Origin of the sequence: Nocardioides pini, from assembly GCF_026712185.1 — a bacterium.
GTDB lineage: Bacteria > Actinomycetota > Actinomycetes > Propionibacteriales > Nocardioidaceae > Nocardioides > Nocardioides pini.
Map to the genome: position 1 here is coordinate 89,284 of NZ_JAPPUX010000007.1, position 21,348 is coordinate 110,631.

The 21,348-nt window shown below is 73.9% G+C and carries 23 protein-coding genes; 13 read left to right on the plus strand and 10 right to left on the minus strand.

What is annotated here, in order from left to right; genetic code table 11:
• Positions 1-5 precede the first annotated feature (5 nt).
• Complete coding sequence (locus NYO98_RS20910; RefSeq protein WP_268113820.1) at positions 6-473, minus strand: hypothetical protein; 468 nt, start codon at positions 471-473, stop codon at positions 6-8.
• A gap of 360 nt (positions 474-833) precedes the next feature.
• Here NYO98_RS20910 and arr point away from each other — a divergent pair, with 360 nt between their 5' ends.
• The 3 genes from arr to NYO98_RS20925 are packed head-to-tail and all read left to right on the plus strand — an operon-like array spanning position 834 to position 3,290.
• Positions 834-1,247 (plus strand): NAD(+)--rifampin ADP-ribosyltransferase, encoded by a 414-nt coding sequence (gene arr, locus NYO98_RS20915; RefSeq protein WP_268113821.1) that lies wholly within the window; start codon positions 834-836, stop codon positions 1,245-1,247.
• 54 nt (positions 1,248-1,301) lie between these two features.
• Positions 1,302-1,988 (plus strand): VOC family protein, encoded by a 687-nt coding sequence (locus NYO98_RS20920; protein ID WP_268113822.1) that lies wholly within the window; start codon positions 1,302-1,304, stop codon positions 1,986-1,988.
• A 42-nt stretch (positions 1,989-2,030) separates the two neighbouring features.
• Complete coding sequence (locus NYO98_RS20925) at positions 2,031-3,290, plus strand: hypothetical protein (protein ID WP_268113823.1); 1,260 nt, start codon at positions 2,031-2,033, stop codon at positions 3,288-3,290.
• A gap of 6 nt (positions 3,291-3,296) precedes the next feature.
• Here the strand turns inward: NYO98_RS20925 and NYO98_RS20930 are convergent, their stop codons facing one another.
• The 6 genes from NYO98_RS20930 to NYO98_RS20955 form a co-directional block, all read right to left on the minus strand.
• Positions 3,297-4,811 (minus strand): sodium/solute symporter, encoded by a 1,515-nt coding sequence (locus NYO98_RS20930; RefSeq protein WP_268113824.1) that lies wholly within the window; start codon positions 4,809-4,811, stop codon positions 3,297-3,299.
• On the minus strand, positions 4,808-5,212 hold the full coding sequence (locus tag NYO98_RS20935; protein WP_268113825.1) for a hypothetical protein: 405 nt from the start codon (positions 5,210-5,212) through the stop codon (positions 4,808-4,810). Before NYO98_RS20935 ends, NYO98_RS20930 begins: the two co-directional genes overlap by 4 nt.
• 7 nt (positions 5,213-5,219) lie before the next feature.
• Positions 5,220-5,933 carry a LytR/AlgR family response regulator transcription factor gene (locus tag NYO98_RS20940; RefSeq protein WP_268113826.1) on the minus strand — a complete coding sequence of 238 codons (714 nt, stop codon included), beginning with the start codon at positions 5,931-5,933 and terminating at the stop codon, positions 5,220-5,222.
• Positions 5,930-7,060 (minus strand): sensor histidine kinase, encoded by a 1,131-nt coding sequence (locus NYO98_RS20945; protein WP_268113827.1) that lies wholly within the window; start codon positions 7,058-7,060, stop codon positions 5,930-5,932. The genes NYO98_RS20940 and NYO98_RS20945 overlap by 4 nt, the downstream gene beginning before the upstream one ends.
• A 27-nt stretch (positions 7,061-7,087) precedes the next feature.
• Positions 7,088-8,041, minus strand: coding sequence for a calcium-binding protein (locus tag NYO98_RS20950; protein WP_268113828.1), 954 nt, complete (start codon positions 8,039-8,041; stop codon positions 7,088-7,090).
• Positions 8,042-8,112: 71 nt separating this feature from the next.
• Positions 8,113-8,961: a class I SAM-dependent methyltransferase gene (locus NYO98_RS20955; protein WP_268113829.1), complete on the minus strand. Its 849-nt coding sequence runs from the start codon at positions 8,959-8,961 to the stop codon at positions 8,113-8,115.
• Between the two features lie 57 nt (positions 8,962-9,018).
• Between NYO98_RS20955 and NYO98_RS20960 the strand changes: the two genes are divergently transcribed.
• On the plus strand, positions 9,019-9,735 hold the full coding sequence (locus NYO98_RS20960; RefSeq protein WP_268113830.1) for a Fic family protein: 717 nt from the start codon (positions 9,019-9,021) through the stop codon (positions 9,733-9,735).
• 251 nt (positions 9,736-9,986) lie between these two features.
• Here the strand turns inward: NYO98_RS20960 and NYO98_RS20965 are convergent, their stop codons facing one another.
• A complete protein-coding gene (locus NYO98_RS20965; RefSeq protein WP_268113831.1) occupies positions 9,987-10,784 on the minus strand; it encodes an HAD family hydrolase in 798 nt (265 codons plus the stop codon).
• A gap of 145 nt (positions 10,785-10,929) precedes the next feature.
• Here NYO98_RS20965 and ssd point away from each other — a divergent pair, with 145 nt between their 5' ends.
• The 7 genes from ssd to NYO98_RS21000 all read left to right on the plus strand — a co-directional run bounded on the left by ssd (position 10,930) and on the right by NYO98_RS21000 (position 15,544).
• Positions 10,930-11,946 (plus strand): septum site-determining protein Ssd, encoded by a 1,017-nt coding sequence (ssd, locus tag NYO98_RS20970; protein WP_268113832.1) that lies wholly within the window; start codon positions 10,930-10,932, stop codon positions 11,944-11,946.
• Positions 11,943-13,106 (plus strand): TadA family conjugal transfer-associated ATPase, encoded by a 1,164-nt coding sequence (locus NYO98_RS20975; protein ID WP_268113833.1) that lies wholly within the window; start codon positions 11,943-11,945, stop codon positions 13,104-13,106. Before ssd ends, NYO98_RS20975 begins: the two co-directional genes overlap by 4 nt.
• Positions 13,100-13,777: a type II secretion system F family protein gene (locus tag NYO98_RS20980; RefSeq protein WP_268113835.1), complete on the plus strand. Its 678-nt coding sequence runs from the start codon at positions 13,100-13,102 to the stop codon at positions 13,775-13,777. The genes NYO98_RS20975 and NYO98_RS20980 overlap by 7 nt, the downstream gene beginning before the upstream one ends.
• On the plus strand, positions 13,774-14,460 hold the full coding sequence (locus tag NYO98_RS20985) for a type II secretion system F family protein (RefSeq protein ID WP_268113836.1): 687 nt from the start codon (positions 13,774-13,776) through the stop codon (positions 14,458-14,460). The genes NYO98_RS20980 and NYO98_RS20985 overlap by 4 nt, the downstream gene beginning before the upstream one ends.
• Before the next feature lie 141 nt (positions 14,461-14,601).
• Positions 14,602-14,805 (plus strand): DUF4244 domain-containing protein, encoded by a 204-nt coding sequence (locus NYO98_RS20990; RefSeq protein ID WP_268113837.1) that lies wholly within the window; start codon positions 14,602-14,604, stop codon positions 14,803-14,805.
• Between the two features lie 5 nt (positions 14,806-14,810).
• Positions 14,811-15,182, plus strand: coding sequence for a TadE family protein (locus NYO98_RS20995; RefSeq protein ID WP_268113838.1), 372 nt, complete (start codon positions 14,811-14,813; stop codon positions 15,180-15,182).
• The gene (locus NYO98_RS21000) at positions 15,182-15,544 is read left to right on the plus strand and encodes an Rv3654c family TadE-like protein (protein ID WP_268113839.1); all 363 of its coding nucleotides are present in this window, start codon (positions 15,182-15,184) and stop codon (positions 15,542-15,544) included. Before NYO98_RS20995 ends, NYO98_RS21000 begins: the two co-directional genes overlap by 1 nt.
• A gap of 40 nt (positions 15,545-15,584) precedes the next feature.
• On the opposite strand, the gene NYO98_RS21005 is transcribed toward NYO98_RS21000, so the two are convergent.
• The gene (locus NYO98_RS21005) at positions 15,585-15,890 is read right to left on the minus strand and encodes a CgeB family protein (RefSeq protein ID WP_268113840.1); all 306 of its coding nucleotides are present in this window, start codon (positions 15,888-15,890) and stop codon (positions 15,585-15,587) included.
• Positions 15,891-15,899: 9 nt separating this feature from the next.
• A complete protein-coding gene (locus NYO98_RS21010) occupies positions 15,900-18,248 on the minus strand; it encodes a DEAD/DEAH box helicase (RefSeq protein WP_268113841.1) in 2,349 nt (782 codons plus the stop codon).
• Positions 18,249-18,424: 176 nt separating this feature from the next.
• On the opposite strand from NYO98_RS21010, the gene NYO98_RS21015 reads away from it, so the two are divergent.
• The gene (locus NYO98_RS21015) at positions 18,425-18,760 is read left to right on the plus strand and encodes an anti-sigma factor antagonist (RefSeq protein WP_129427178.1); all 336 of its coding nucleotides are present in this window, start codon (positions 18,425-18,427) and stop codon (positions 18,758-18,760) included.
• Between the two features lie 186 nt (positions 18,761-18,946).
• Positions 18,947-21,277: a sodium-translocating pyrophosphatase gene (locus NYO98_RS21020; protein ID WP_268113842.1), complete on the plus strand. Its 2,331-nt coding sequence runs from the start codon at positions 18,947-18,949 to the stop codon at positions 21,275-21,277.
• Positions 21,278-21,348: the final 71 nt, after the last annotated feature.

Sequence of the window (21,348 nt, forward strand, 5' to 3'; positions counted from 1 at the left end):
GCGGCTCAGGTCTCGCCGCCGATGTCGAACTCGTACGCCTCGAAGACGAGGTCGGACCCCCGCTGCCGGTGCCGGACGATCCGTCCGAGGAGGGCCGTCGCCGAGCGGCGTACGCCGTCCACGGCCGCGGTGACCTCCGGGCCGGCGACCCGGCCCAGCAGGTCGTCGATCTGACCGCCGATCAGCGCGTGGTCCCGGGTGAGGACCTCCACGGGACCGGCGAGCCGAGGGGAGGTCGCGAGGAGCTCGACGTAGAGCCCGCTCGGCCCCTCGGTGATGTCGACGTGCGCGCGGAAGTCGCCCGCGACCTCGACGAGGGCGGCCTCGACGCGCTGGGTCCACCGCGCGCGGTCGGCGGTGGCCGGTGACGCCAGGGCGTCCTCCAACGCCCCCATCGACTCGCGCAGCTCGGCGCGGTGACGCCGCAGCTCCTCGAGCAGCTCGCGGTCCGACCTGGACGAGCCCTCACCCATCGACGCCTCCGACCTCACCGATCGCGGACGAGGTGAGCCCCCGCCGTGGCGCCGGCCCACTCGACTCACGCTAGTCCCGGCGCCCCTCGGTTCCCCGGGTGTCTAGACCGATCCGTGGATCCGTCGACGATGGCCGACCATGGCAGAGGGACGCCTGCGGGGAGGGGTGCGTGCGCTTCCCCACCGCCGTCCCCGTCGGCTCCGCCATCCGGATGAGGGCCGACGTCGTGGTCGCCGCCCCGGACTGAGCACCACGCAGGCAGTTCGCGCGCGCGCGGGCGCGGCTGAGCGTGCAGCGGACGCGTGGACGCCCGAACTGCCTGCACGGTGCCTGCCGCCGGGCCGCCGTACGCTCGGCGGGTGAACGACGACGTGCTGGACGACGGGCCGTTCTTCCACGGCACGAAGGCCGACCTGCAGCCGGGGGACCTGCTGACCGCGGGCTTCCGGTCCAACTACCGGCCCGAGGTGGTGATGAACCACGTCTACTTCACCGCGCTGCGCGACGGCGCGGGGCTGGCCGCCGAGCTCGCGGCCGGCCACGGCGAGCCGCGCGTCTACGAGGTCGAGCCGACCGGCGCCTTCGAGGACGACCCCAACGTCACCGACAAGAAGTTCCCCGGCAACCCGACGCGCTCCTACCGCAGCACCGACCCGATCCGGGTGGTCCGCGAGGTGGACGACTGGCCCCGGCTGGCGCCCGAGGACCTGCAGGCGTGGCGCGACCGGCTGGCGGTCCTCCTCGCGGACGAGCGCGGCGAGATCATCAACTGACCTCGGCGGGATAACCGGTCGCCGCCCGCGGTCCTGCCTGCCTAGGTTGGGCCGATGACTGCCCGTCTGCACGCGCTGACCGTCCTCGCCTCGGATCCCGAGGTCCTCGCGTCCTTCTGGGGCGACGTGCTCGGGTGGGAGCGCTCGGGCCTCGACCTGCTGCCTGACGCCGATGCGCCGATGCGGCTGTCGTTCGAGGCCGCTGACCTGCCCCGAGCGCGGCTCAACCAGATCCACTTCCACCTGACGAGCTACACCAGGTCGCAGGAGGTGAACGTCGCCCGCGTGCTCGGGCACGGCGGCTCGCACCTCGACGTCGGTCAGCTCCCCGAGGAGGATCACGTCGTGCTATCCGACCCGGAGGGCAATGAGTTCTGCGTGATCGAGGAGACCAACAACTGGCTCGCGGGCACGGGGTTCCTCGGCGAGGTGGCGGCGGACGGCACCCGCGAGGTCGGCCTCTTCTGGGCCGCGGCGCTCGACTGGCCGCTGGTCCACGACGAGGACGGCGAGACCGCGATCCAGCCGCCCGAGGGCCGGATGAAGATCGCCTGGGGCGGTCCGCCGCTCAACGAGAGGTCCGCTCGCAACAAAATGCACTTCGTGCTCGTCACACTGGACGACCTCGACGACGAGGTGCAGCGCCTGGTGGCGCTGGGTGCGACCGAGGTCGGGCGGTCGGGAGACGCGGTCGAGCTGGCCGATCCCGACGGGAACGAGTTCTGGTTGCACCCAGCCTGATACCCGCCAGGTGAGAGTGAGGTCCTATCGGGAGGGGGAGCCGTGCGGCTCATCAAGACAGCAGGGTCCGTGGTGGCAGCGCTCGCGATGCTCGGCGGGCTGGTCGCGCCGGCGAGTGCGCGGACGCTCGAGGTGGAGTGGCGGACCGACGCCGACCTGAAGGCGTTCGGCCAGTACTTGGAGGTGGACGAGGGGACAGGCGATGCCTTCGCGCTCCTCATGTACGCCGATGGCAAGGAGGTGCTGCGTCGTCTCGATGCCGCGACGGGCGAGGTCGAGTGGGCCGTCCCGGTTCCGTGGATGACCGCGCTCGTGTCGGACCCCACCACCGGTCAGGTGGTGCTCAGCGGCCGGCGGGAATCCCGTCAGGTCGTGATGTACGTCTCCGGGGACGGCCGGGTGGTGCGCGAGGTCGTCACGGACGTGCCGGCTGTTCCGGTCGCGATGGCTGTCGACGAGACGACCGGGCAGGTGTGCAGCCTGGGATCGAAGCGGAAGGCGGGCCAGTCGCTGATCACCTGGTACACCTCGTGCTGGACCTCGGCCGGCGACGCGGTCTTCAGCGACGCAGAGGTGGTCGGTGACGGCAGGTCGTTCCCCAGCGCGCTCGGCGTCGACCCGAGGACGCACAGGGTGTACGCCGCCGGGACCTCGCGGGCGAGGAAGTTCAACGACGGTCGGGTAGGCCTCGTGGTGCTGCGGTCCTTCAGCGCCTCCGGCGCGTTGAAGTGGCAGGCGCGCAAGAAGGTCCCGACGCCCGACGGCGCCCTCGAGATAGCCATCGACTCGAAGCGCCGTCTCGTCCACGTCGTCGACCAGCCCGGCCTGATCCAGTCCCCGGTGTCGCTCGTGACGTTCGATCGGCGCGGGAAGTCCCGTCCCGTGCGCCGCTTCCAGGACCTGGGCAGCGTCCACGACCTAGAGATCGCGCTGACGACCAGGGGGCGGGTGCTGATCGGCGATGCCGACGTCACCCGCGCCAGCGTCCGGGTCTACAGCGCGCGGGGCCGACTGCTGCGCAAGGCTGTCGTTCGCACCGAGCGGAACCCGCGCCGCGCCTACCACTCCCAGGTCGCCATCGACCCCGTCCGTGAGCGCGTCCACCTGCTCGGCGGGGGAGGTGACACGCCGTCGCGCGTCCACACGTACGACGTCCACGGCAAGCGACTGTCCAGGGTGGTGGTCGACGACCGCCACGTCATCGAGGGTGAGCTCGTCGTGCACGGTCCGACTGGTCGGGTGTTCGTCAGCACGAGCCAGTTCCAGGAGGACGGGCAGCGGGTCACCGCGCTGCGTGAGTAGGACCGGTCAGCGCTGGAGCTCGACGGCCTCGGGGGTGTGCAGGCGCACCATGAAGCGCCCGGCGTGGGCGGGCACCGAGGCCCGGGTCAGGCGGGAGACCACGACCATCGTGAGGAAGGACGCCGGCACCGACCAGGCGGCGGGCTGGCCGAGGAGCGCCGACGACCACCCGGGCGAGGGCGAGGTGGCGAGGGTCCAGGCCACCGCGAAGCCGGACCCCAGCCCGCCGACCAGCAGCCCGGCGACCGCGCCGACGGGCGTCAGCCCGCGCCACCAGATGCCGAGCATCAGCAGCGGCGCGAAGGTGGAGGCGGTCACCGCGAAGGCCAGGCCGACGGTGCGCGCCAGGGCGACGTCCTGCGCGGGCAGCGACATCAGCAGGGGTACGACGACCGCGATCGCGGCCGCGACGCGGAAGGCCGCCACCCCGCCGAGCCGGTGCGACCCCCAGCGCCGCCCGGTCACGTCCTGCGAGAGCACCCCGGCCACCGCGATCGTCAGGCCCGAGCTGGTGGAGAGGAAGGCAGCGAACGCCCCGGCGGTGACGAGGCCGGTCAGCACCGCGCCCACCGCGCCACCGACCATCAGCGACGGCAGCTCGAGCACCAGCACGTCGGACCTGCCGTCGACGAGCGACGGGGCGTAGATGCGGCCGAGGGCGGCGTACACCGGCGGGAGCACGTAGAAGATGCCCAGCAGCCCGAGCACCGCGAGCGTCGTACGACGGGCCGCGCGGCCGTCGGGGTTGGTGTAGAACCGCACGACCACGTGCGGCAGACCCATCGTGCCGAGGAACGTCGCGACGATGAGGGAGTACGTCGTGTAGAGCCCGATGCCGCCGCCGGGCCAGGCCAGCGGGACCGACCACGAGTGCGGCGCGGCGGCCGCGGGGTCGGCCGCACCGTCGGCCATCCAGACGGCCAGCAGCACGAAGACCGGCACCAGCAGCGCGGTGAGCTTGAGCCAGTACTGGAAGGCCTGCACGAAGGTGATGGACCGCATGCCACCCGGGCTCACCGACGCCAGCACGACCACCGCCACGACCAGCGAGCCTGCCCACGGCGGCGCCCCGATCGTCGAGCGCAGCGTCACGCCGGCGCCCTGGAACTGCGGCAGCAGGTAGAGCCAGCCGATCGCGACGACCAGCACCGAGCACAGCTTGCGCACGCCGCGCGACCCCAGCCGCGCCTCGGCGAAGTCGGGCAGCGTGTAGGCGCCCGAGCGGCGTAGCGGAGCGGCGACCAGCACGAGCAGGACGAGGTAGCCCGCGGTCCAGCCGATCGGGTACCAGAGCATCTCCGCGCCGAAGGTCAGCAGCAGCCCCGCGACGCCGAGGAAGGAGGCGGCGGAGAGGTACTCACCGCCGATCGCGCTCGCGTTGAGCCGCGGCCGCACGGTGCGCGAGGCCACGAAGAAGTCGCTCGTCGTGCGCGAGATCCGCAGCCCCCACGTGCCGATCACCAGGGTCGCGAGCGAGACGAGCACCACCGCGACGACGCCGGGCACGACGTCGGTGCTCACGAGGGTTCCTCGTCCGGGCCCCCGGAGCCGACCGACCCGACCAGGTCGGCGAAGTCACGCTCGTGGTCCTCGGCGCGCCGGATGTAGAACCAGCCGAGCACGACCAGCCACGGGTAGGCGAGCACCCCGAGCAACAGCCACGCCAGCGGCATCTGCCCCACCCGCACGTCGCCCAGCGACGGGACGAGGAGGAAGAGCAGGGGCAGCAGCCCGAGCGTGAGCCCCAGCGCGGCCAGCACCCGCAGGGCCAGGAAGAGCTGCTCGCGCAGCAGCGAGCGCATGAAGACCTCACCCAGCGCGGTCTCGGCGTCGATCTCCCGCGTGCCCACAGGGCGTACGACGTCCGCGCGCCGCCGCGGCGGTCCGGTCACCCGGACCCGCGGGGGAGGCTGGTCGCTCACGTCGGCCTCACGTCTCGCGGCGGGTGAGCACCGACCGCAGCTCGCGGGTGTGGCGGCGGCTGACCGGCAGCTCGGTGCCGGCGATGACGACGCTGACCCGGCCGCCCTCGCTGCGCACCTCCTCGACGTGGGGGAGCGCGACGAGCACGGAGCGGTGGATCCGGACGAAGCCGGCCGGCGCCCACTGCTCGGCGAGCGACGACAGCGGGGTGCGCACGAGGTGGGAGCCGTCGGCGGTGTGCAGGCGCGCGTAGTCGCCCTGCGCCTCGACGTGGGTGATCTCCGAGCGGCTGATGAAGCGGGTGACGCCGCCGCGCTCGACGGGGATCTGCACGTCACCCGACGGCGCGGGGACGCCGGCCTCCACCACGCGGCGTACGGCCTCGGCGAGGCGCTCCTCGCGCACCGGCTTGAGGACGTAGTCGACGGCGCGCAGCTCGAACGCCGCGACCGCGTGCTCCTCGTGGGCGGTCACGAAGACGACCGGCGGCGGCGACTTGAAGCGCGAGAGCACCTGCGCGAGGTCGAGCCCGGTGAGGCCGGGCATCTGGACGTCGAGGAAGACCGCGTCGACCTCCTCGGCCTGGAGCACCCGCAGCGCCTCGGTCGCGGAGTCGCTGCCCCGGACCTCCCCGATGCGCGGGTCGCGGCCGAGCAGGAAGGTGAGCTCGTCCAGGGCCGGACGCTCGTCGTCGATGACGAGGACCTTCAGCTGCGTCATACCTGCACTCCGGGGGCGAACTTCGGCACCCGGACGACCACCTTGGTGCCGGCGCCGGGTGCGGTCTCGACCACCAGACCGTAGTCGTCGCCGTAGGCGTTGCGCAGCCGCGCGTCCACGTTGCCGAGCCCGACGGAGTCCATCGACGCGTCACCGGCCAGGGCCTGGCGAACGCGCTCCGGGTCCTCGCCGGTGCCGTCGTCCTCGACCTCGAGGACGCACTCCTGGTCGTGGTCGCGCGCGATGATCGACAGCCGCCCGACGCCGTCGACCTTGTCCGCGCTGGCCTCGAGCCCGTGGCGCACGGCGTTCTCGACGAGCGGCTGGATGCACAGGAACGGCACCGCGACGGGCAGCACCTCCGGCGCGACCTGCAACGTGACCTGCAGCCGGTCGCCGAAGCGTGCCTGCTCGAGCAGGAGGTAGCGCTCGACGGAGCGGAGCTCCTCGGCGAGCGTCGTGTACTCGCCGTGGCGGCGGAAGGAGTAGCGGGTGAAGTCGGCGAACTCGAGCAGCAGCTCGCGCGCCCGGTCGGGGTCGGTGCGCACGAAGCTGGCGATCGCGCCGAGCGAGTTGTAGATGAAGTGGGGGCTGATCTGCGCCCGCAGCGCGCGCACCTCGGCCTCCATCAGCCGGGTGCGCGACAGGTCGAGCTCGGCGAGCTCGAGCTGGCCGCTGACCCACGACGCCACCTCGTCGGCCGCGCGGACCAGGCCGCCGGTGGTGTGCGGGGCGCCCACGACGAGCGCCCCGACGAGGGTGTCCTCGACGACGAGCGGGCTGACGATGGCCTGCCGGACCTGGCACCCGCCGTCGTCGCAGACGAGGGTGCGCTGGTCGACGATCATCGTGCGCCCGGTCTCCGCCACCTGGCCGATCGTGCCCGCGAGCTGCGAGCGGTGGTGGCTGCCGAGGCCGTCCCACGCCAGCAGCCCGCTGGTGTCACCCAGCCCGGCGGCCGGCGTGCCGAGCAGCGCGCGCAGGTGGCGTACGGACCGCTCCGCACTCGCCGTGGTCAGGCCCTCCCGCAGCGCCGGGCTGGCGAGGGAGGCGTTGTGCAGGGCGCGGAAGGCGGCGCGGTCGGCCTCGCCGCCCAGCGACGTACGCCGCCACCGCCATCTCGCCACGCCCGCGACCCTAGTCGCGAGCGGGCCTCACCGCTCGCAGCTTCGCGCGCGCTCGGCGAAGCACCTGTCGCGGCCGGGCCCGCCGACGGCGAGGTCCTTGCCCTTGCGGCCCTTGATCCAGTCGTTGCCGCCACCGCCGCGCAGGACGTCGTCGTCGATGGTCCCGCGGATGGTGTCCTTGCCGGCGCCGCCGTCGACGCGCATGCGAGGAGCGCACGCCTGCTTGCGCAGGGCGTCGTCACGGATGTGGAGGATGTCGTCGTCGCCGCCACGGCCCTTGACGACGCCGAGCCCGCACGGCCCGACGGCCAGGCGGTCCACGCCCGAGGAGCCGACCAGCTCGACGCGCTGCGCGACGCCGAAGAGCATCCGCGGTGAGATGCCGAAGGTGGTGACGACCCGGCCGTCCACCCGGACCTCGCCGGCCTTGCCGTCGATCGCGATGCTGCGGCCCGGCGCGGTCACCTTGATCCAGCCGGAGGACCGCTCGGCGACCGTCGAGCCGATGGTCGCGGGCAGAGCCTCGCCGGGCTTGATGGCGTAGTTGACGAAGTCGTCACCGCGATCGGCGACGACGGTGTCCTCGAAGCCCGCCTCGACCCGGTCCTCCCAGCCACCGCCGCGGAACGAGTCGACGCCCGGGCCGAGCCTGGTCCACGAGTTGTTGTGCTCGCCCTCGGACACGACGGTGTCGTCACCGGCGCCCGCGTCCACCTCGACGACGTTGCCGAGCAGGTCGCCCTCCATCGGGGGGATGCAGACCAGGTCGTCGCCGTCGCCGGCCTTCACCGACCACGCGCCACCGGACACGATGACGTCGTCACCCGCGGTGCCCACCACGCGACCCTCGGGAGCGCCGACGATGGTGGCCGGAACGCCCTGGCAGGTCTCGCCGGCTGCGCTCGCCGGAGCCGCCCACGAGGCAGGCGTGAGCAGGGCCAGGCCCGTCAGCAGGGCAGCGGTCAGTGTGGTCGTGCGCATGGTGTGTCCCCCGAGATCCGTGTGGTGTCCACGCGGTGGGACGAGCCGCCCGCGCGAGAAGTTGTGGCGCGTCAGCGGAAGTCGATGAGCAGCATGTCGGTGTCGGTGCCGTCGCTCACGACCGGCCCGTCCGGCTCCTGCGCGTCGGGGTCCGGGCCGGTGTCGTCGTCGTCGACCACGACGGCGCGGTAGCAGCGGGTCACGTAGGGGATCTGCATCCCGTCCATCCCGCGGCCGTAGTCGTCGTAGAAGGCCAGCACGCGGGCGAGGTGGTCGTCGCGCTCCTCCTCGCCCATGGTCGTGACGGTGGAGCGTGAGCGGGCCAGGTCGAGGATCGTCTCGCGGTTGACCTCCTGCCAGTGCTTGAAGGTCGCCTCCTCCACGAAGCCGAAGTGCTCGCTGTGCACGACGTGCTCGGCCGAGCTGGTGTCGAGGTCCTGGCGGCCCAGGATGTCGCCCATCCGGCGCACCCACGGGATGCGCTCGTCGCGGCTGTTCCACACCAGTGCGAGGTGGCCACCCGGCTTGAGCACCCGCGCGATCTCGGCGAGCGCCGCGCGGTGGTCGAACCAGTGGAACGCCTGCGCGACGACCACCACGTCGACCGAGCGGTCGTTCGCCGGGATCGACTCGGCGGTGGCGGCCCTCGCGCTCACCTCGGGCACCCGCTCGCGGAGCACCTCGAGCATCGCCTCGTCGGGCTCCGTCGCGAAGACCGCGTGGCCCTGGTCGACCAGCGCGCGGGTCAGCTTGCCGGTGCCCGCCGCGAGCTCGAGGACGACCTTCGCCTCACCGCCGGCGAGCCACGCGACCGCCTCGGCGGGATAGCCGGGGCGACCCCGGTCGTACGCCTCGGCGACGGACCCGAAGGACCGCGCGCGGTCGGCGGTGGCAGCGGTGGTCGGGGGTTCGTCGTTCATCGCGCTCACCGTATCCCGCGATCGGGCGCGGCCGTCGCCGCGACTACCGTCCTCCCCATGACCGACCCGCTCGCCTGGCTCACCGACCTCGAAGGGGTCCGCTCGGCCTACGCCGGCACCCGCGACGGGATCGACGCGATGCTGCGCGACCGTGGCCTCCGGCGTACGTCGCCGGAGCTGACCGCGGAGTCCCTGCTGCGCGGCGCCCACGCGAGCGCCGTCCTCGAGGGGTCGTCGTCCACGCTGGAGCAGGTGCGGGCCGGGGAGGGCGACGACATCGCCGGCGACGCCGTCCGGCTGTCCGCGTCCATGCTCGCGCTCGCTCCACTGCTCAAAACCGCGCCCCTGCAGGCCATCGCGCGGCTGCACGCCGTTGTCGGCGCCTCGGCCCTCGCGCCCGACGAGCTCGGACGTCCGCGCGACGCCGCGTCCGCCGACCGGCTGCGGGGGGTCGCGGAGCTGCTGCTGTCCGGCAGCGAGGCGCCCGCCCTGCTCGTGGCCGCCGTGGCTCATGCCGACGTGGCGACCGCCGCGCCCTTCGCGTCGCACAACGGCATCGTGGCCCGGGCGCTCGAGCGGCTCGTGCTGGTCTCGCGCGGCGTGGACGCGAAGTCGCTCGTCGTGCCGGAGGCCGGGCACCTCGCCCATCGGGCGGCGTACGAGTCGAACCTGGGCGCCTACGGCAGCGGTGGGCCCAGCGGGGTCCAAGCCTGGGCGCTCTACGGGGCCGAGGCGTTCAGCGCGGGGGCCGAGGCCTCTCCGCTGAGGGGGTAGCCGCCAGCGCGTGCGAGCGGCACCCGCTCACGTGGATCGGGTGCCGCCGCTGACACGTGATGCCTTGGCTACCAAGCGTGCTCTTCTCAATCGCTGCCTCGGGCAGATCCCGATCGGCCAGCACCCCATCGGATGGGTGGATCGCCGCGTGGGTACCCGGATCACGTGCTGCTGTGTAGTTCTACGTCCGTTCTATCCCGGTCCCCAGCCACCTTCAAGGGTTGACTTTGGCGGCCGCGGATGGGTCCCGCTCAGGTGCCGGTGGTCCTCCTGCGACGGTTCGACCAGATGATCCCGCCCGCTGCGACCGCACCGCCCACGGCGAGTGCGGCGAGGGTCGGCCGCGCCGCCGGGACGGGCAGCCGCCGGCGCAGGGCCACCGGGCGGACGAACAGCAGCACGGGCCACTCGCGGGCAGTCGCGATGCGGCGCAGCTCGCGGTCGGGGTTGACCGCGAAGGGGTGGCCGACGACCTCGAGCATGTGCACGTCGGTCACCGAGTCGCTGTAGGCGTAGCACTCGCCGAGGTCGTAGCCCGCGGTTGCGGCCAGGTGCTCGATGGCGCGTGCCTTCTCCTCGGCGTAGGCGTAGTAGTCGATGTTGCCGGTGTACTTGCCGTCGGCGATCTCCATGCGCGTGGCGATCACCCGGTCGGCGCCGAGCATCTCGCCGATCGGCTCGACCACCTCCACGCCCGACGCCGAGACGATCACGATGTCGCGACCGGCCGCGCGGTGCTCCTCGATCAGCGTCACCGCCTCGTCGTAGACGAGCGGCTCGACGATGGTGGTGAGGGTCTCGTGGACGATGTCTCGCACGGTCGCGACGTCCCAGCCGGCGCAGAGCTGCGACATGAACTCGCGCATCTTGTCCATCTGGTCGTGGTCGGCGCCGCCGGTAAAGAAGACGAACTGCGCGTACGCCGAGCGCAGCATCGCGCGTCGCGAGATCAGCCCGCCCGCCTGGAACTCGCGGCTGAAGGCCAACGTGCTCGACTTGGCGATGATCGTCTTGTCGAGGTCGAAGAAGGCCGCTTGGGGGCGGGGCATGCGGCCATCGTAGGGGGCCGGACCGACCGGGTCGGGTGCTCCGGCGGGCCGTCAGGTGTCCACAGGCGCGGCCGTGAGCTCGTCCTCCACAGGCAGGCGCGCTCCGGGCTGACGGGCGTCGGTGCCGGCGCCGACGCTCGGTGCCATGCCTGTCCTCCTGATCACCCGGTCCCCGTCCGTCCACGAATCGGTCGTCCCCCTCTGTGCGGCCGCAGGGGTCGGGGCCGAGGTGTGTGCCGAGCCCTCCCTGTCCCTCGCGGCCTGGCGCGACGCCGACCTGGTGCTGGTCGGCGACGACCTCGCCGGTGCGCTGGTCGACCTCTCGCCACCGAGACGCGCCGGGGTCCACGTCGTCGGGGTCGGTGTCGGCGACGCAGCCTTCAGGTTCGCCGTCGGGCTGGGCGCGGCGTCGGTGGTCGACCTGCCCGCGGGCGCGGGCTGGCTCTCCGACGAGCTCGCCGACGTCGGTGAGCGGGCCTCGCCGGGCCGCCTGGTCGGGGTGGTGGGCGGAGCCGGTGGCGCGGGTGCCACGACGCTGGCGTGCGCCCTCGCGCAGTGCCACGCCGCGACGGCGTCGACGCTGCTCGTCGACGGCGACCCGCTGGGTCCCGGCATCGACCGGCTGCTGGGCATGGAGGACCTCCCCGGCGTGCGCTGGGAGGCCCTCGCCGAGACCGCCGGACGGCTCGGCGCACGCGCCCTGCGCGAGGGCGTGCCGCGCCGCGACCACCTCGGCGTCCTCACCTGGTCCGGCCTGCGCCGCCGCCTCGACGTGGCGGCCGCCCGCCGGGTCCTGCCCGCCGCGGTGCGCGGCCACGACCTCGTCGTCCTCGACCTCGCCCGGCAGGGCGGACCGCTGCTGGCCGAGCTGGTCGACCGCTGCGACGACCTGCTCGTGGTGACCCCGGCGACCGTGCCCGGGCTGGCCGCCGCCGCACGCCTGGTCGCCGACCTCGGCGGTGACCGCCGTGCCGGGCTGGTGATCCGCCCGGGCGGTCTGAGCGATGCAGATGCCGAGCGGGTGACGGGCCTGCCCGTCGTCGGGGCGGTCGCCGACCAGCGCGGCGTGGCCGCCTCGGTCGACCGCGGCCTCGGTCCCCTGGCCGGGCGGGGCCCGCTCGCCCGGGCCGCCCGCGACCTCCTCGCGGACGCCGCCGCATGAGCACCCCGGTGCCGGCCGCGGTGCTCGACGACGTGCGCCGCCGCCTGGCGGTGTCGGCCGGCGAGCTGACGCCCCACCGGGTCGCCGAAGCGCTGCGCGCGTCCGGGTCGCCGGTCGGCGACGCCACCGTGCTCGCCGTGCACGACCTGCTGCGCCGTGACGTGCTCGGTGCCGGGCCGCTCGAGGACCTGCTCCGGTTGCCCGACGTCACCGACGTGCTGGTCAACAGCCCCGACGAGGTCTGGATCGACCGCGGGGCAGGGCTCGAGCGGGCGGCAGTCTCCTTCCCCGACGACACCGCCGTGCGTCGCCTCGCCCAGCGGCTCGCCGCCTCGGCCGGGCGGCGCCTGGACGACGCGACCCCGCACGCCGACGTACGCCTCCCGGACGGCACGCGCTTCCACGCCGTGCTCGCGCCCGTGGCCCGGTCCGGCACCGTGCTGTCCCTGCGGGTGCCGCGGGGACGGGTGTGGACCCTGCCCGAGCTCGTGACGGCCGGCGCGCTGCCCCCGGACGGAGCGTTCCTGCTGGAGGAGGTCGTCGACTCGCGGTGTGCCTTCCTGGTGACCGGCGGCACCGGCACCGGCAAGACGTCGGTGCTGTCCGCGCTCCTGTCGCTGGTCGACCCCGGTGAGCGCATCGTCCTGGTCGAGGACGCCAGTGAGCTGCGCCCCGACCATCCCCACGTGGTCGCGCTGGAGGGGCGCCCGGCCAACATCGAGGGAGCGGGCGAGATCTCGCTGCAGGTGCTGGTCCGGCAGGCGCTGCGGATGCGTCCCGACCGGCTGGTGGTCGGCGAGGTGCGCGGGGCCGAGGTGGTCGACCTGCTGGCCGCGCTCAACACGGGCCACGGCGGAGGGTGCGGCACGCTCCACGCCAACTCCGCCGCCGACGTACCGGCCCGGGTGGAGGCGCTGGCGCTGGCAGCGGGCCTGCCGCGCTCGGCGGCCCACAGCCAGCTCGCGTCGGCGCTCGACGTCGTCATCCACCTCGGCCGTGGCCGCGACGGGCGTCGCCGGGTGCTCGAGCTCGGCGTGCCCGAGCGGGACGGGTCCGGTCACGTCGCCCTCCGCACCGCGGCCTCCTTCGAGCCCGACCGCGTGGTGCGCGGTCCGGCCGCGGGAGCACTCGCCGCCCGGCTCGGGTCGGCGACGTGGTGAGCGGGTGGCTCGTCGCGCTGCTGGCGGGGATGGCGGCTGCGGCCCTGGTGCCGTCGGCGGGGCCGGGCGCACGCCGTCCGGGCCGCTCGCGGCCCGACTGGTCGGTCCCGGTGCCGGTGCTCGCTCGACGCAGGCGCGCGGCCGCCGACCAGGCGGCCGTGCTGGAGGTCTGCGACCTGCTGGCCGCCGACCTCGCGGCGGGGCGTCCGCCCGACGCCGCCCTGGCCGCGGGCGCCGAGCGGTGGCCGCCGCTGGTCCCGGTGGTCGAGGCGATGCGGCTCGGTGCCGACGCCCCCGACGCCATGCGCCGACTGGCGGCCGAGAGGCGCGGTGCGTCCGACCTGCGGTGGGTGGCGGGGGCGTGGCAGGTCGCCCAGCACTCCGGGCACGGGCTCGCCGCAGCGCTCGAGCGCACGGCGGCCGGTCTGCGGGCGCGCCGCCGCACGCGTCGCCTGGTCGACTCCGAGCTGGCGTCGGCCCGGTCGACCGCGCGGCTCGTCGCCTGCCTGCCGGTGGCCGTGCTGCTGATGGGCTCCGGCGCCGGCTCCGACCCCTGGTCCTTCCTGCTGTCCACGCCGGTCGGCTGGGTCTGCGGCGTCGTCGGGCTCTCCCTCGTCGGGCTGGGCCTCTGGTGGATCGAGCGACTGGCCGACCAGGCGGCGGCGCCGTGACCTGGCTGAGCGTCACGTGCCTGTCGATGGCGGTCGCGGCGCTCGTCCCGTCGGTCCCGCGGGGCCTGCGCCGGCGCCCGGCCTCCTCGCCGGGCCTGCGCCCCCTCGCGGTGGCGGGCGTCGCGGTCGGCGCCTGGCTGTTCGTCGGAGGGGTGGCCGGGGTGCTGGTGGGGGTGGTGGCGGCCGTGGTCGCCCGGCGCGTGCTGGCCGCCGCGGAGCGGCCGTCCGCGCGCCGCGAGCGCGAGGAGGTGGAGCGGACGCTGCCGCACCTCGTCGACCTGTTCGCCGCCACGCTGCGCGCCGGCTCCGAGCCGGTCTCCGGCCTGGCGCAGGTGTGCGCCGCGCTCCCGGGCCCGGCAGCCGACCGGCTGGTCCCGGTCGTCGAGCAGGCCCGCTGGGGCGCCGCCGGCGTCGAGGCCTGGTCGGCGGTCGTCGACGACCCCGAGCTCGCCCCGCTGGCGCGGGCGATGGTCCGCTCGCAGCTGTCGGGCGCGTCCGTCGTGCAGAGCGTCGAGCGGCTCGCCGACGAGCTCCAGCGGGAGTCGCTCGCCCGCGCCGAGGACGCCGCCCGCCGGGTCGGGGTGGCCGCGGCGATCCCGCTCGGCGCCTGCCTGCTCCCGGCGTTCATGCTGCTGGGCGTCGTGCCGACGGTGGCGTCGCTCTTCGGTTCGGTGACGCCGTGACGGGCCGCTCGACGTCCACAGGGCCGCAGGTCCGGGTGCTCTCCACAGCCTCGTGCCCGGGGCCGTGCACGGAGATCCCCGGGCTCACAGGCTGGGTGCTCGACGGGGCTCATCGGGAGCCCCACGACGACAGGGGAACTGATGAAGCTCACGCATCGCCTCGGACGGACCAGGACGGGCCGGTCGGGCATGGAGGCCGGCATCACCACGGCGGAGTACGCCGTCGGCACGGCCGCGGGGGCCGGCTTCGCCGGCCTGCTCTACACGCTGCTCACCGGCGCGTTCGGCGACCAGCTGCTCGGACGGCTGTTCAAGCACGTCATGGGCCTGCTCGGCATCGGGTGAGGGCGGTGCGGCCTCACGGTAGACCCGCTCGCACGGAGTCGGGGGCGGCGACGGCCGAGCTCGCGCTCGGCATCCCGCTGCTGCTGGCGCTGACCGTCGGCCTGGTCTGGATGCTGGCCGTCGGAGCGGCGCAGGTGCGCGTCGTCGACGCGTCCCGCGAGGCCGCCCGCGCCGTCGCCCGCGGGGACGACGTCGCCTCTGCTCAGGCGGTGGCGGCCCGGATCGCACCCGAGGGTGCCCGCGTGCGGGTCGACGTCGGTGGCTCCGACGTCGTGGTGACGACCAGCGTCCGGGTGACGGGTCCCGGCGGCCTGCTCGGCTCGCTGCCCGGTGTCACCGTGGCGGCCGAGGCCGTGGCCGTCGTGGAGGCGTCGTGATGGCCGGCGGCGAGGGCCGCGGGGAGCGTGGCGGGGCGACGGTGCTGGTCGTGGCGATGGCCGGGGTGCTGATGTTCGTGATGGCCGGCCTGGCCGCGGTCGGCGGCCTGGTGACGGCCCAGCGGCGAGCCCAGGCCGCAGCGGACCTCGCCGCCCTCGCAGCGGCCTCGGCGCTCGCTGCGCTCGGCGGACCGACGGACGCGTGCGCCGCGGCCGACCGGGTCGCGGGTGCGAATGCCGCGGTGCTCGACGCGTGCACGCCCGAGGGTCGCGCGGTCCGGGTCACCGTCTCGGTGCCCGGCCCGGACGTGCCGTGGAAGGAGGTGAGGGTGAGCGCCGAGGCGCGCGCCGGCCCCGGGTGAGCCGGCGGCGCCCGGCCGGGCCATGCGCCGAGGGGGAGCCTCAGACGGTGTCGCGACCCTCCGGGTCGTCGGTGCGGCGCTCGGCCTCGACCCGCTCGAGCTTCTGGTTGAGCTCGGTGAGCTCCTTGCGCTCGCGGCGATGGGCGAGGCTCCGCCGGGTGCCCCACTTGAGGAGCGCGAAGCCCCACAGGATGGCCGCTCCGGCGGCGACGCCGACGAAGAACGACTCCAGCGTGGTGACGTCGAAGCCGAGGAGCTCGCCACCCGAACCGGGCTCGCTGACGAAGAGCGCGGACAGCACCGCGATGCCGCCGAGGATCATGAGGCCGAGGCCGAGGATCACCATGGGTCGAATCTAGTCCCATCCATCCACACGCGGTGCCCCCGACAGGAGCGCGTCGAGCAGGGAGATGGCGCCGTCCTTGTCGAGGGGGTTGTTCTGGTTGCCGCACTTCGGTGACTGGATGCACGACGGGCAGCCGCTGGCGCACTCGCAGCTGGCGATCGCCTCGCGGGTGGCGGTGAGCCACGCGACGGCCGTGCGGAACCCGCGCTCGGAGAAGCCAGCACCGCCCGGGTGGCCGTCGTAGACGAAGACGGTGAGCACGCCCGTGTCGGCGTGGCGTGCCGTGGAGACGCCGCCGATGTCCCAGCGGTCGCAGGTCGCGAAGAGGGGGAGCAGGCCGATCGAGCAGTGCTCGGCCGCGTGCGCCGCGCCCGGCACGTCGAGCGCGGCGAGGCCGGCCTCGGCCACGACGTCGTCGGGGACCGTCCACCACACCGCCGTCGTGCGCAGGGTGCGCTCCGGCAGCTCGAGGGGCTCCTCCGCCAGCACCTCGCCGCCGGGCTGGCGCCGCTTGAGGAAGGACACCACCTGGTGCGACACGTCGACCTCGCCGAGGGACAGCTCGCAGCCGCCCCACGACCGGCGCTCGCGGGTGGTCACGATGCTGATGTCGGTGACCTCCCGCGCCGTGGTGGAGTACGACGGCTCGTCGCGGCGCATGGTCGCGACGTGGTGCTCGAGGTCGAGGTCCTCGACCAGCCAGGTCTCGCCCTGGTGCACGTAGACCGCGCCGGGGTGGGCCTGGTTGTGGGCGCCGCCCGCGTCGACGGTGCCGACGACCCGACCGGTGTCGGCCTCGATCAGCTGCACGGGCGACCCGCCGGCCGACCGGATGTCGGCCAGGTCGGCCGCCCGGCTCCGGTCGGTCCAGAACCAGCCGCGCGGCCGCCGCCGCAGCAGCCCGAGCGTCGTCAGCTCGTCGACGACCTCCCGGGCCGTCTGCCCGAAGAGCGGCAGGTCGGCCTCGGTGAGCGGCTGCTCCTGGGCCGCCGCGCAGAGGTGCGGTCCCATCACGTGCGGGTTCGACGGGTCGAAGACCGAGGCCTCGACCGGTGCCCCGATGAGCTTGTCGGGGTGGGTGACGAGGTAGGTGTCGAGGGGGTCGTCCTTGGCGACCAGCACCCCGAGCGCGTCCTGCGCGCCGCGACCGGCCCGTCCCACCTGCTGCCAGAACGCCGCCCGCGTGCCGGGGAAGCCGGCGATGAGCACGGCGTCGAGACCGCTGATGTCGATCCCCAGCTCGAGGGCGTTGGTCGCGGCCAGGCCGACCAGGTCGCCCCGGCGAAGCGCGGCCTCGAGCGCCCGGCGCTCCTCGGGGAGGTAGCCGCCGCGGTAGGCCGCGACCCGGTCCGGCAGCGACGGGTCGACCTCGGCGAGCAGCTCGGCCGCGGACAGGGCGACCTGCTCGGCGCCACGCCTCGAGCGGATGAACGCCAGCGTGCGCACGTCCTCGGCCACCAGGTCGGCGAGCAGGTCGGCGACCTCCGACGACGCCGCGCGGCGCACCGGCGCGCCGTTCTCACCCGCGTGCGAGGTGAACGGCGGCTCCCAGAGCAGCAGCGACACCCGGCCGCGGGGGGAGTCGTCGCGGGTCAGGGCGACGACGTCGAGGCCCGTCAGCCGTGAGGCCGTGACCTCCGGCTCGGCGACGGTCGCCGAGGCGAGCACGAACGTCGGGTGGGCGCCGTAGGTCGCGCACACCCGCCGCAGCCGGCGCAGCACGTGGGAGACGTGCGCCCCGAAGACGCCGCGGTAGTGGTGGCACTCGTCGACCACGACGTACTGCAGCGACCCCAGCAGCCGCGACCACCGGTGGTGGGAGGGCAGCAGCGACCGGTGGAGCATGTCGGGGTTGGTGAGGACGTACTCCCCGAAGTCGCGGGTCCAGTCCCGCTCCTCGCGCGAGCTGTCACCGTCGTGCGCCGCGAGGCGGACGTCGAGGCCGAGCGAGGACAGGCCGGCGAGCTGGTCGTGGGCCAGCGCCTTGGTCGGGGCGAGGTAGAGCACCGACGCACCCCGCTCGCCACGCGGTCCGCGGGCGGCGCGGATCGCCGACAGCGCCGGCAGCTGGTAGGCGAGCGACTTGCCCGACGCCGTGCCGGTCGCGACGATCACGTGGTCGCCGGCGTGGGCCGCCTCGGCGGCCACCACCTGGTGGCGCCAGGGCCGCGCGACACCCTGGGCGGCGTAGGCCCCGCGGACGTCGTCGGGCACCCAGTCCGGCCAGTCCTCGTGCACCGCCTCCCGGGCGGGCAGCACCTCCAGGTGGCGCAGCCGGTCCTCCCGGCCGGGCACGCCCGAGAGTCGACGGACCAGCGTGTCGACCGGCGGCAGGACGCCGGGGCGGGAGGGCTTCACTCCGTCAAGTGTGGCAAAGGGCAGGGACGTCGCCCGAGGCGGCGGGAGGGGTCATGTGAGGAGGAGTCCTGCGGAACCCTTGTGACTCGTGGTTTGATACCACCCGGAAGAAGGAAGGGGCACCTGCGTGCCCGCAGGCGCACTGTCCGAACGAGTTCGGGGACCGGGGAGCAGTCGTGGATCTCACCCTTGCGACACGCGAGGTGGACGGCCGTGCCGTCGTTGCCGTCGGCGGCGAGATCGACGTCTACACCGCGCCCAAGCTGCGTGACTGCATCACCGAGCTGGTCGGCGCCGGCACCTACGACATCGTGATCGACCTCGAGGCGGTCGAGTTCCTCGACTCCACGGGCCTCGGCGTGCTCGTCGGCGGGCTCAAGAAGGTCCGCGCCCACGACGGGTCGCTCGACCTGGTCTGCACCCAGGAGCGGCTCCTCAAGATCTTCCGCATCACCGGCCTGGCGAAGGTGTTCGTGATCCACGACTCCGTCGGCCTCGCGCCCGGCGCCTGAGCCGAGCACCCGCCACCACCCCTCCGGACGTGTCCGGAGGGGTTTTGTCACGTTCGAACCGAGGCCCGGACCAGATAGGCGGTGTGGTGTGGGTCACGCCCTCCCGTGATCTGGGTCACGTCTGCGTAGACTCCGGCGCGTTCACGGATCTTTTCCAGTGCCAGATCAAGTCCGAGGAGGACACGCATGACGGGGATCTTGCCCGCGGTCGTCGCGGAGCCTGAGCTCGAAGGTGGCAACCTCGTCCTGGTGGTCGTCGTCGCCCTGATCGCGCTCGGCGCGCTCGGGATGGCCGCGATGTTCAGGTCGCAGGTGCTCGCCGCGGGTGAGGGCACCGACAACATGAAGACGATCGCCCAGGCCGTCCAGGAGGGCGCCAACGCCTACCTGCAGCGGCAGTTCCGCACGCTCGCGGTCTTCGCCGTCGTGGCGTTCGTGGTCCTGTTCGCGCTGCCCGCGGACGACATGACCGTCCGCATCGGCCGCTCCATCTTCTTCCTCGTCGGCGCGGGGTTCTCCGCTGCCATCGGCTACCTCGGCATGAGCCTGGCCGTGCGCGCGAACCTGCGCGTCGCGGCCGCCGCCGAGACGGAGGGCCGCGACCCGGCGATGACCATCGGCTTCCGCACCGGCGCCTTCGTCGGCATGGCCACGGTCGGTCTCGGGCTCCTCGGCGCCAGCGTCGTGGTGCTGCTCTTCAAGGACCAGGCACCCCACGTGCTCGAGGGCTTCGGCTTCGGCGCCGCCCTGCTCGCCATGTTCATGCGTGTCGGTGGCGGCATCTTCACCAAGGCCGCCGACGTCGGCGCCGACCTCGTCGGCAAGGTGGAGAACAACATCCCCGAGGACGACCCGCGCAACGCCGCCACCATCGCGGACAACGTCGGCGACAACGTCGGCGACTGCGCCGGCATGGCGGCCGACCTCTTCGAGTCGTACGCCGTGACGCTGGTCGCCGCGCTGATCCTCGGCGCCGCCGCGTTCGGCGACCAGGGCCTGGTCTTCCCGCTGCTGATCCCCACGATCGGCGCGCTGACCGCGGTGCTCGGTGTCTTCATCACCAGGCCGAGGGCCGGCGAGAACGGCCTGACCACGATCAACCGCGCGTTCTACATCTCCGCCGCCGTCGGCGCGGTCGCCTCGGTGGTCCTGTCCTACGCCTACCTCCCCGCCACGTTCGCCGGGTTCGACAACGTGACCGGCGTCGACATGGCCGACGCCTCCGGCGACCCGCGGCTGATCGCGAGCCTCGCCGTGGTGATCGGCATCGTGATGGCCGCGGGCATCCTGGCCCTCACCGGCTACTACACCGGCACCGAGTACCGCCCCGTCAAGGACGTCGGCAAGACCTCGCTCACCGGCCCCGCGACCGTCATCCTGTCCGGCCTGAGCGTGGGCTTCGAGTCGGCCGTCTACACGACGCTCGTGATCGGGGCCGCCGTCTTCGGTGCCTTCCTGCTCGGCGGCGCGACGGTCACCGTCTCGCTCTTCGCGGTGGCGCTCGCCGGCTGCGGCCTGCTGACCACCGTCGGCGTCATCGTCGCGATGGACACCTTCGGCCCGGTCTCCGACAACGCCCAGGGCATCGCCGAGATGTCCGGCGACGTCAGCGAGCAGGGCGCGCAGATCCTCACCGAGCTCGACGCCGTCGGCAACACCACCAAGGCCATCACCAAGGGCATCGCGATCGCCACGGCCGTGCTGGCCGCGACCGCGCTGTTCGGCTCGTACTCCACATCGGTCGCGGACGCGGTCCTCGACGCCGGGGCGCTCAGCGCCGACGACGAGACAGCACTGAACTTCCTCGTCTACAACCCCGGCGTCCTGGTCGGCGTGCTCCTCGGCGCCGCGGTCGTGTTCCTCTTCTCCGGCCTCGCGATCAACGCGGTCGCCCGCGCCGCCGGCGCCGTCGTCTTCGAGGTGCGCCGCCAGTTCCGCGAGATCCCCGGGATCATGGAGGGCACGGGTCGGCCGGAGTACGGCAAGGTCGTCGACATCGTCACCCGCGACTCGCTGCGCGAGCTGATCACCCCCGGCATCCTGGCCGTGATGGCGCCCATCGCCGTCGGCTTCGGCCTCGGTGTCGCAGCGCTGGCCGGCTTCCTCGCCGGTGCGATCGGCACGGGCACGCTGATGGCCGTCTTCCTGGCCAACGCGGGCGGCGCCTGGGACAACGCGAAGAAGCTCGTCGAGGACGGTCACCACGGCGGCAAGGGCTCCGAGGCCCACGCGGCCACCGTCATCGGCGACACCGTCGGCGACCCGTTCAAGGACACCGCCGGCCCGGCCATCAACCCGCTCATCAAGGTGATGAACCTGGTGTCGCTGCTCATCGCCAGCGCCATCGTGTCGATGAGCGTCGGCGAGGACCAGAACGACGTCCTGCGGATCGCGATCGCGCTGGTGGCAGTCGCGATCATCACCGTCGCGGTCGTCATCTCCAAGAAGCGCGAGGTGGCGATCGCGGACGACGGTGACAACGCCGGCTCGTCGTCGTTCGCGCCGCACCACGCCTGACGCCCTCCGGCGTACGACGTCGGCGGCCCGTCGCTCCTCCGGGAGCGGCGGGCCGCTGTCACGTCCGTGGG

Coding starts and splice junctions, on each gene's coding strand:
- NYO98_RS20910 (WP_268113820.1), bottom strand. CDS start 473: ATGGGTGAGGGCTCGTCCAGGTCGGACCGCGAGCTGCTCGAGGAGCTG.
- NYO98_RS20920 (WP_268113822.1), top strand. CDS start 1,302: ATGACTGCCCGTCTGCACGCGCTGACCGTCCTCGCCTCGGATCCCGAG.
- NYO98_RS20940 (WP_268113826.1), bottom strand. CDS start 5,933: ATGACGCAGCTGAAGGTCCTCGTCATCGACGACGAGCGTCCGGCCCTG.
- NYO98_RS20950 (WP_268113828.1), bottom strand. CDS start 8,041: ATGCGCACGACCACACTGACCGCTGCCCTGCTGACGGGCCTGGCCCTG.
- NYO98_RS20955 (WP_268113829.1), bottom strand. CDS start 8,961: ATGAACGACGAACCCCCGACCACCGCTGCCACCGCCGACCGCGCGCGG.
- NYO98_RS20960 (WP_268113830.1), top strand. CDS start 9,019: ATGACCGACCCGCTCGCCTGGCTCACCGACCTCGAAGGGGTCCGCTCG.
- NYO98_RS20965 (WP_268113831.1), bottom strand. CDS start 10,784: ATGCCCCGCCCCCAAGCGGCCTTCTTCGACCTCGACAAGACGATCATC.
- ssd (WP_268113832.1), top strand. CDS start 10,930: ATGCCTGTCCTCCTGATCACCCGGTCCCCGTCCGTCCACGAATCGGTC.
- NYO98_RS20975 (WP_268113833.1), top strand. CDS start 11,943: ATGAGCACCCCGGTGCCGGCCGCGGTGCTCGACGACGTGCGCCGCCGC.
- NYO98_RS20990 (WP_268113837.1), top strand. CDS start 14,602: ATGAAGCTCACGCATCGCCTCGGACGGACCAGGACGGGCCGGTCGGGC.
- NYO98_RS21000 (WP_268113839.1), top strand. CDS start 15,182: ATGGCCGGCGGCGAGGGCCGCGGGGAGCGTGGCGGGGCGACGGTGCTG.
- NYO98_RS21005 (WP_268113840.1), bottom strand. CDS start 15,890: ATGGTGATCCTCGGCCTCGGCCTCATGATCCTCGGCGGCATCGCGGTG.
- NYO98_RS21020 (WP_268113842.1), top strand. CDS start 18,947: ATGACGGGGATCTTGCCCGCGGTCGTCGCGGAGCCTGAGCTCGAAGGT.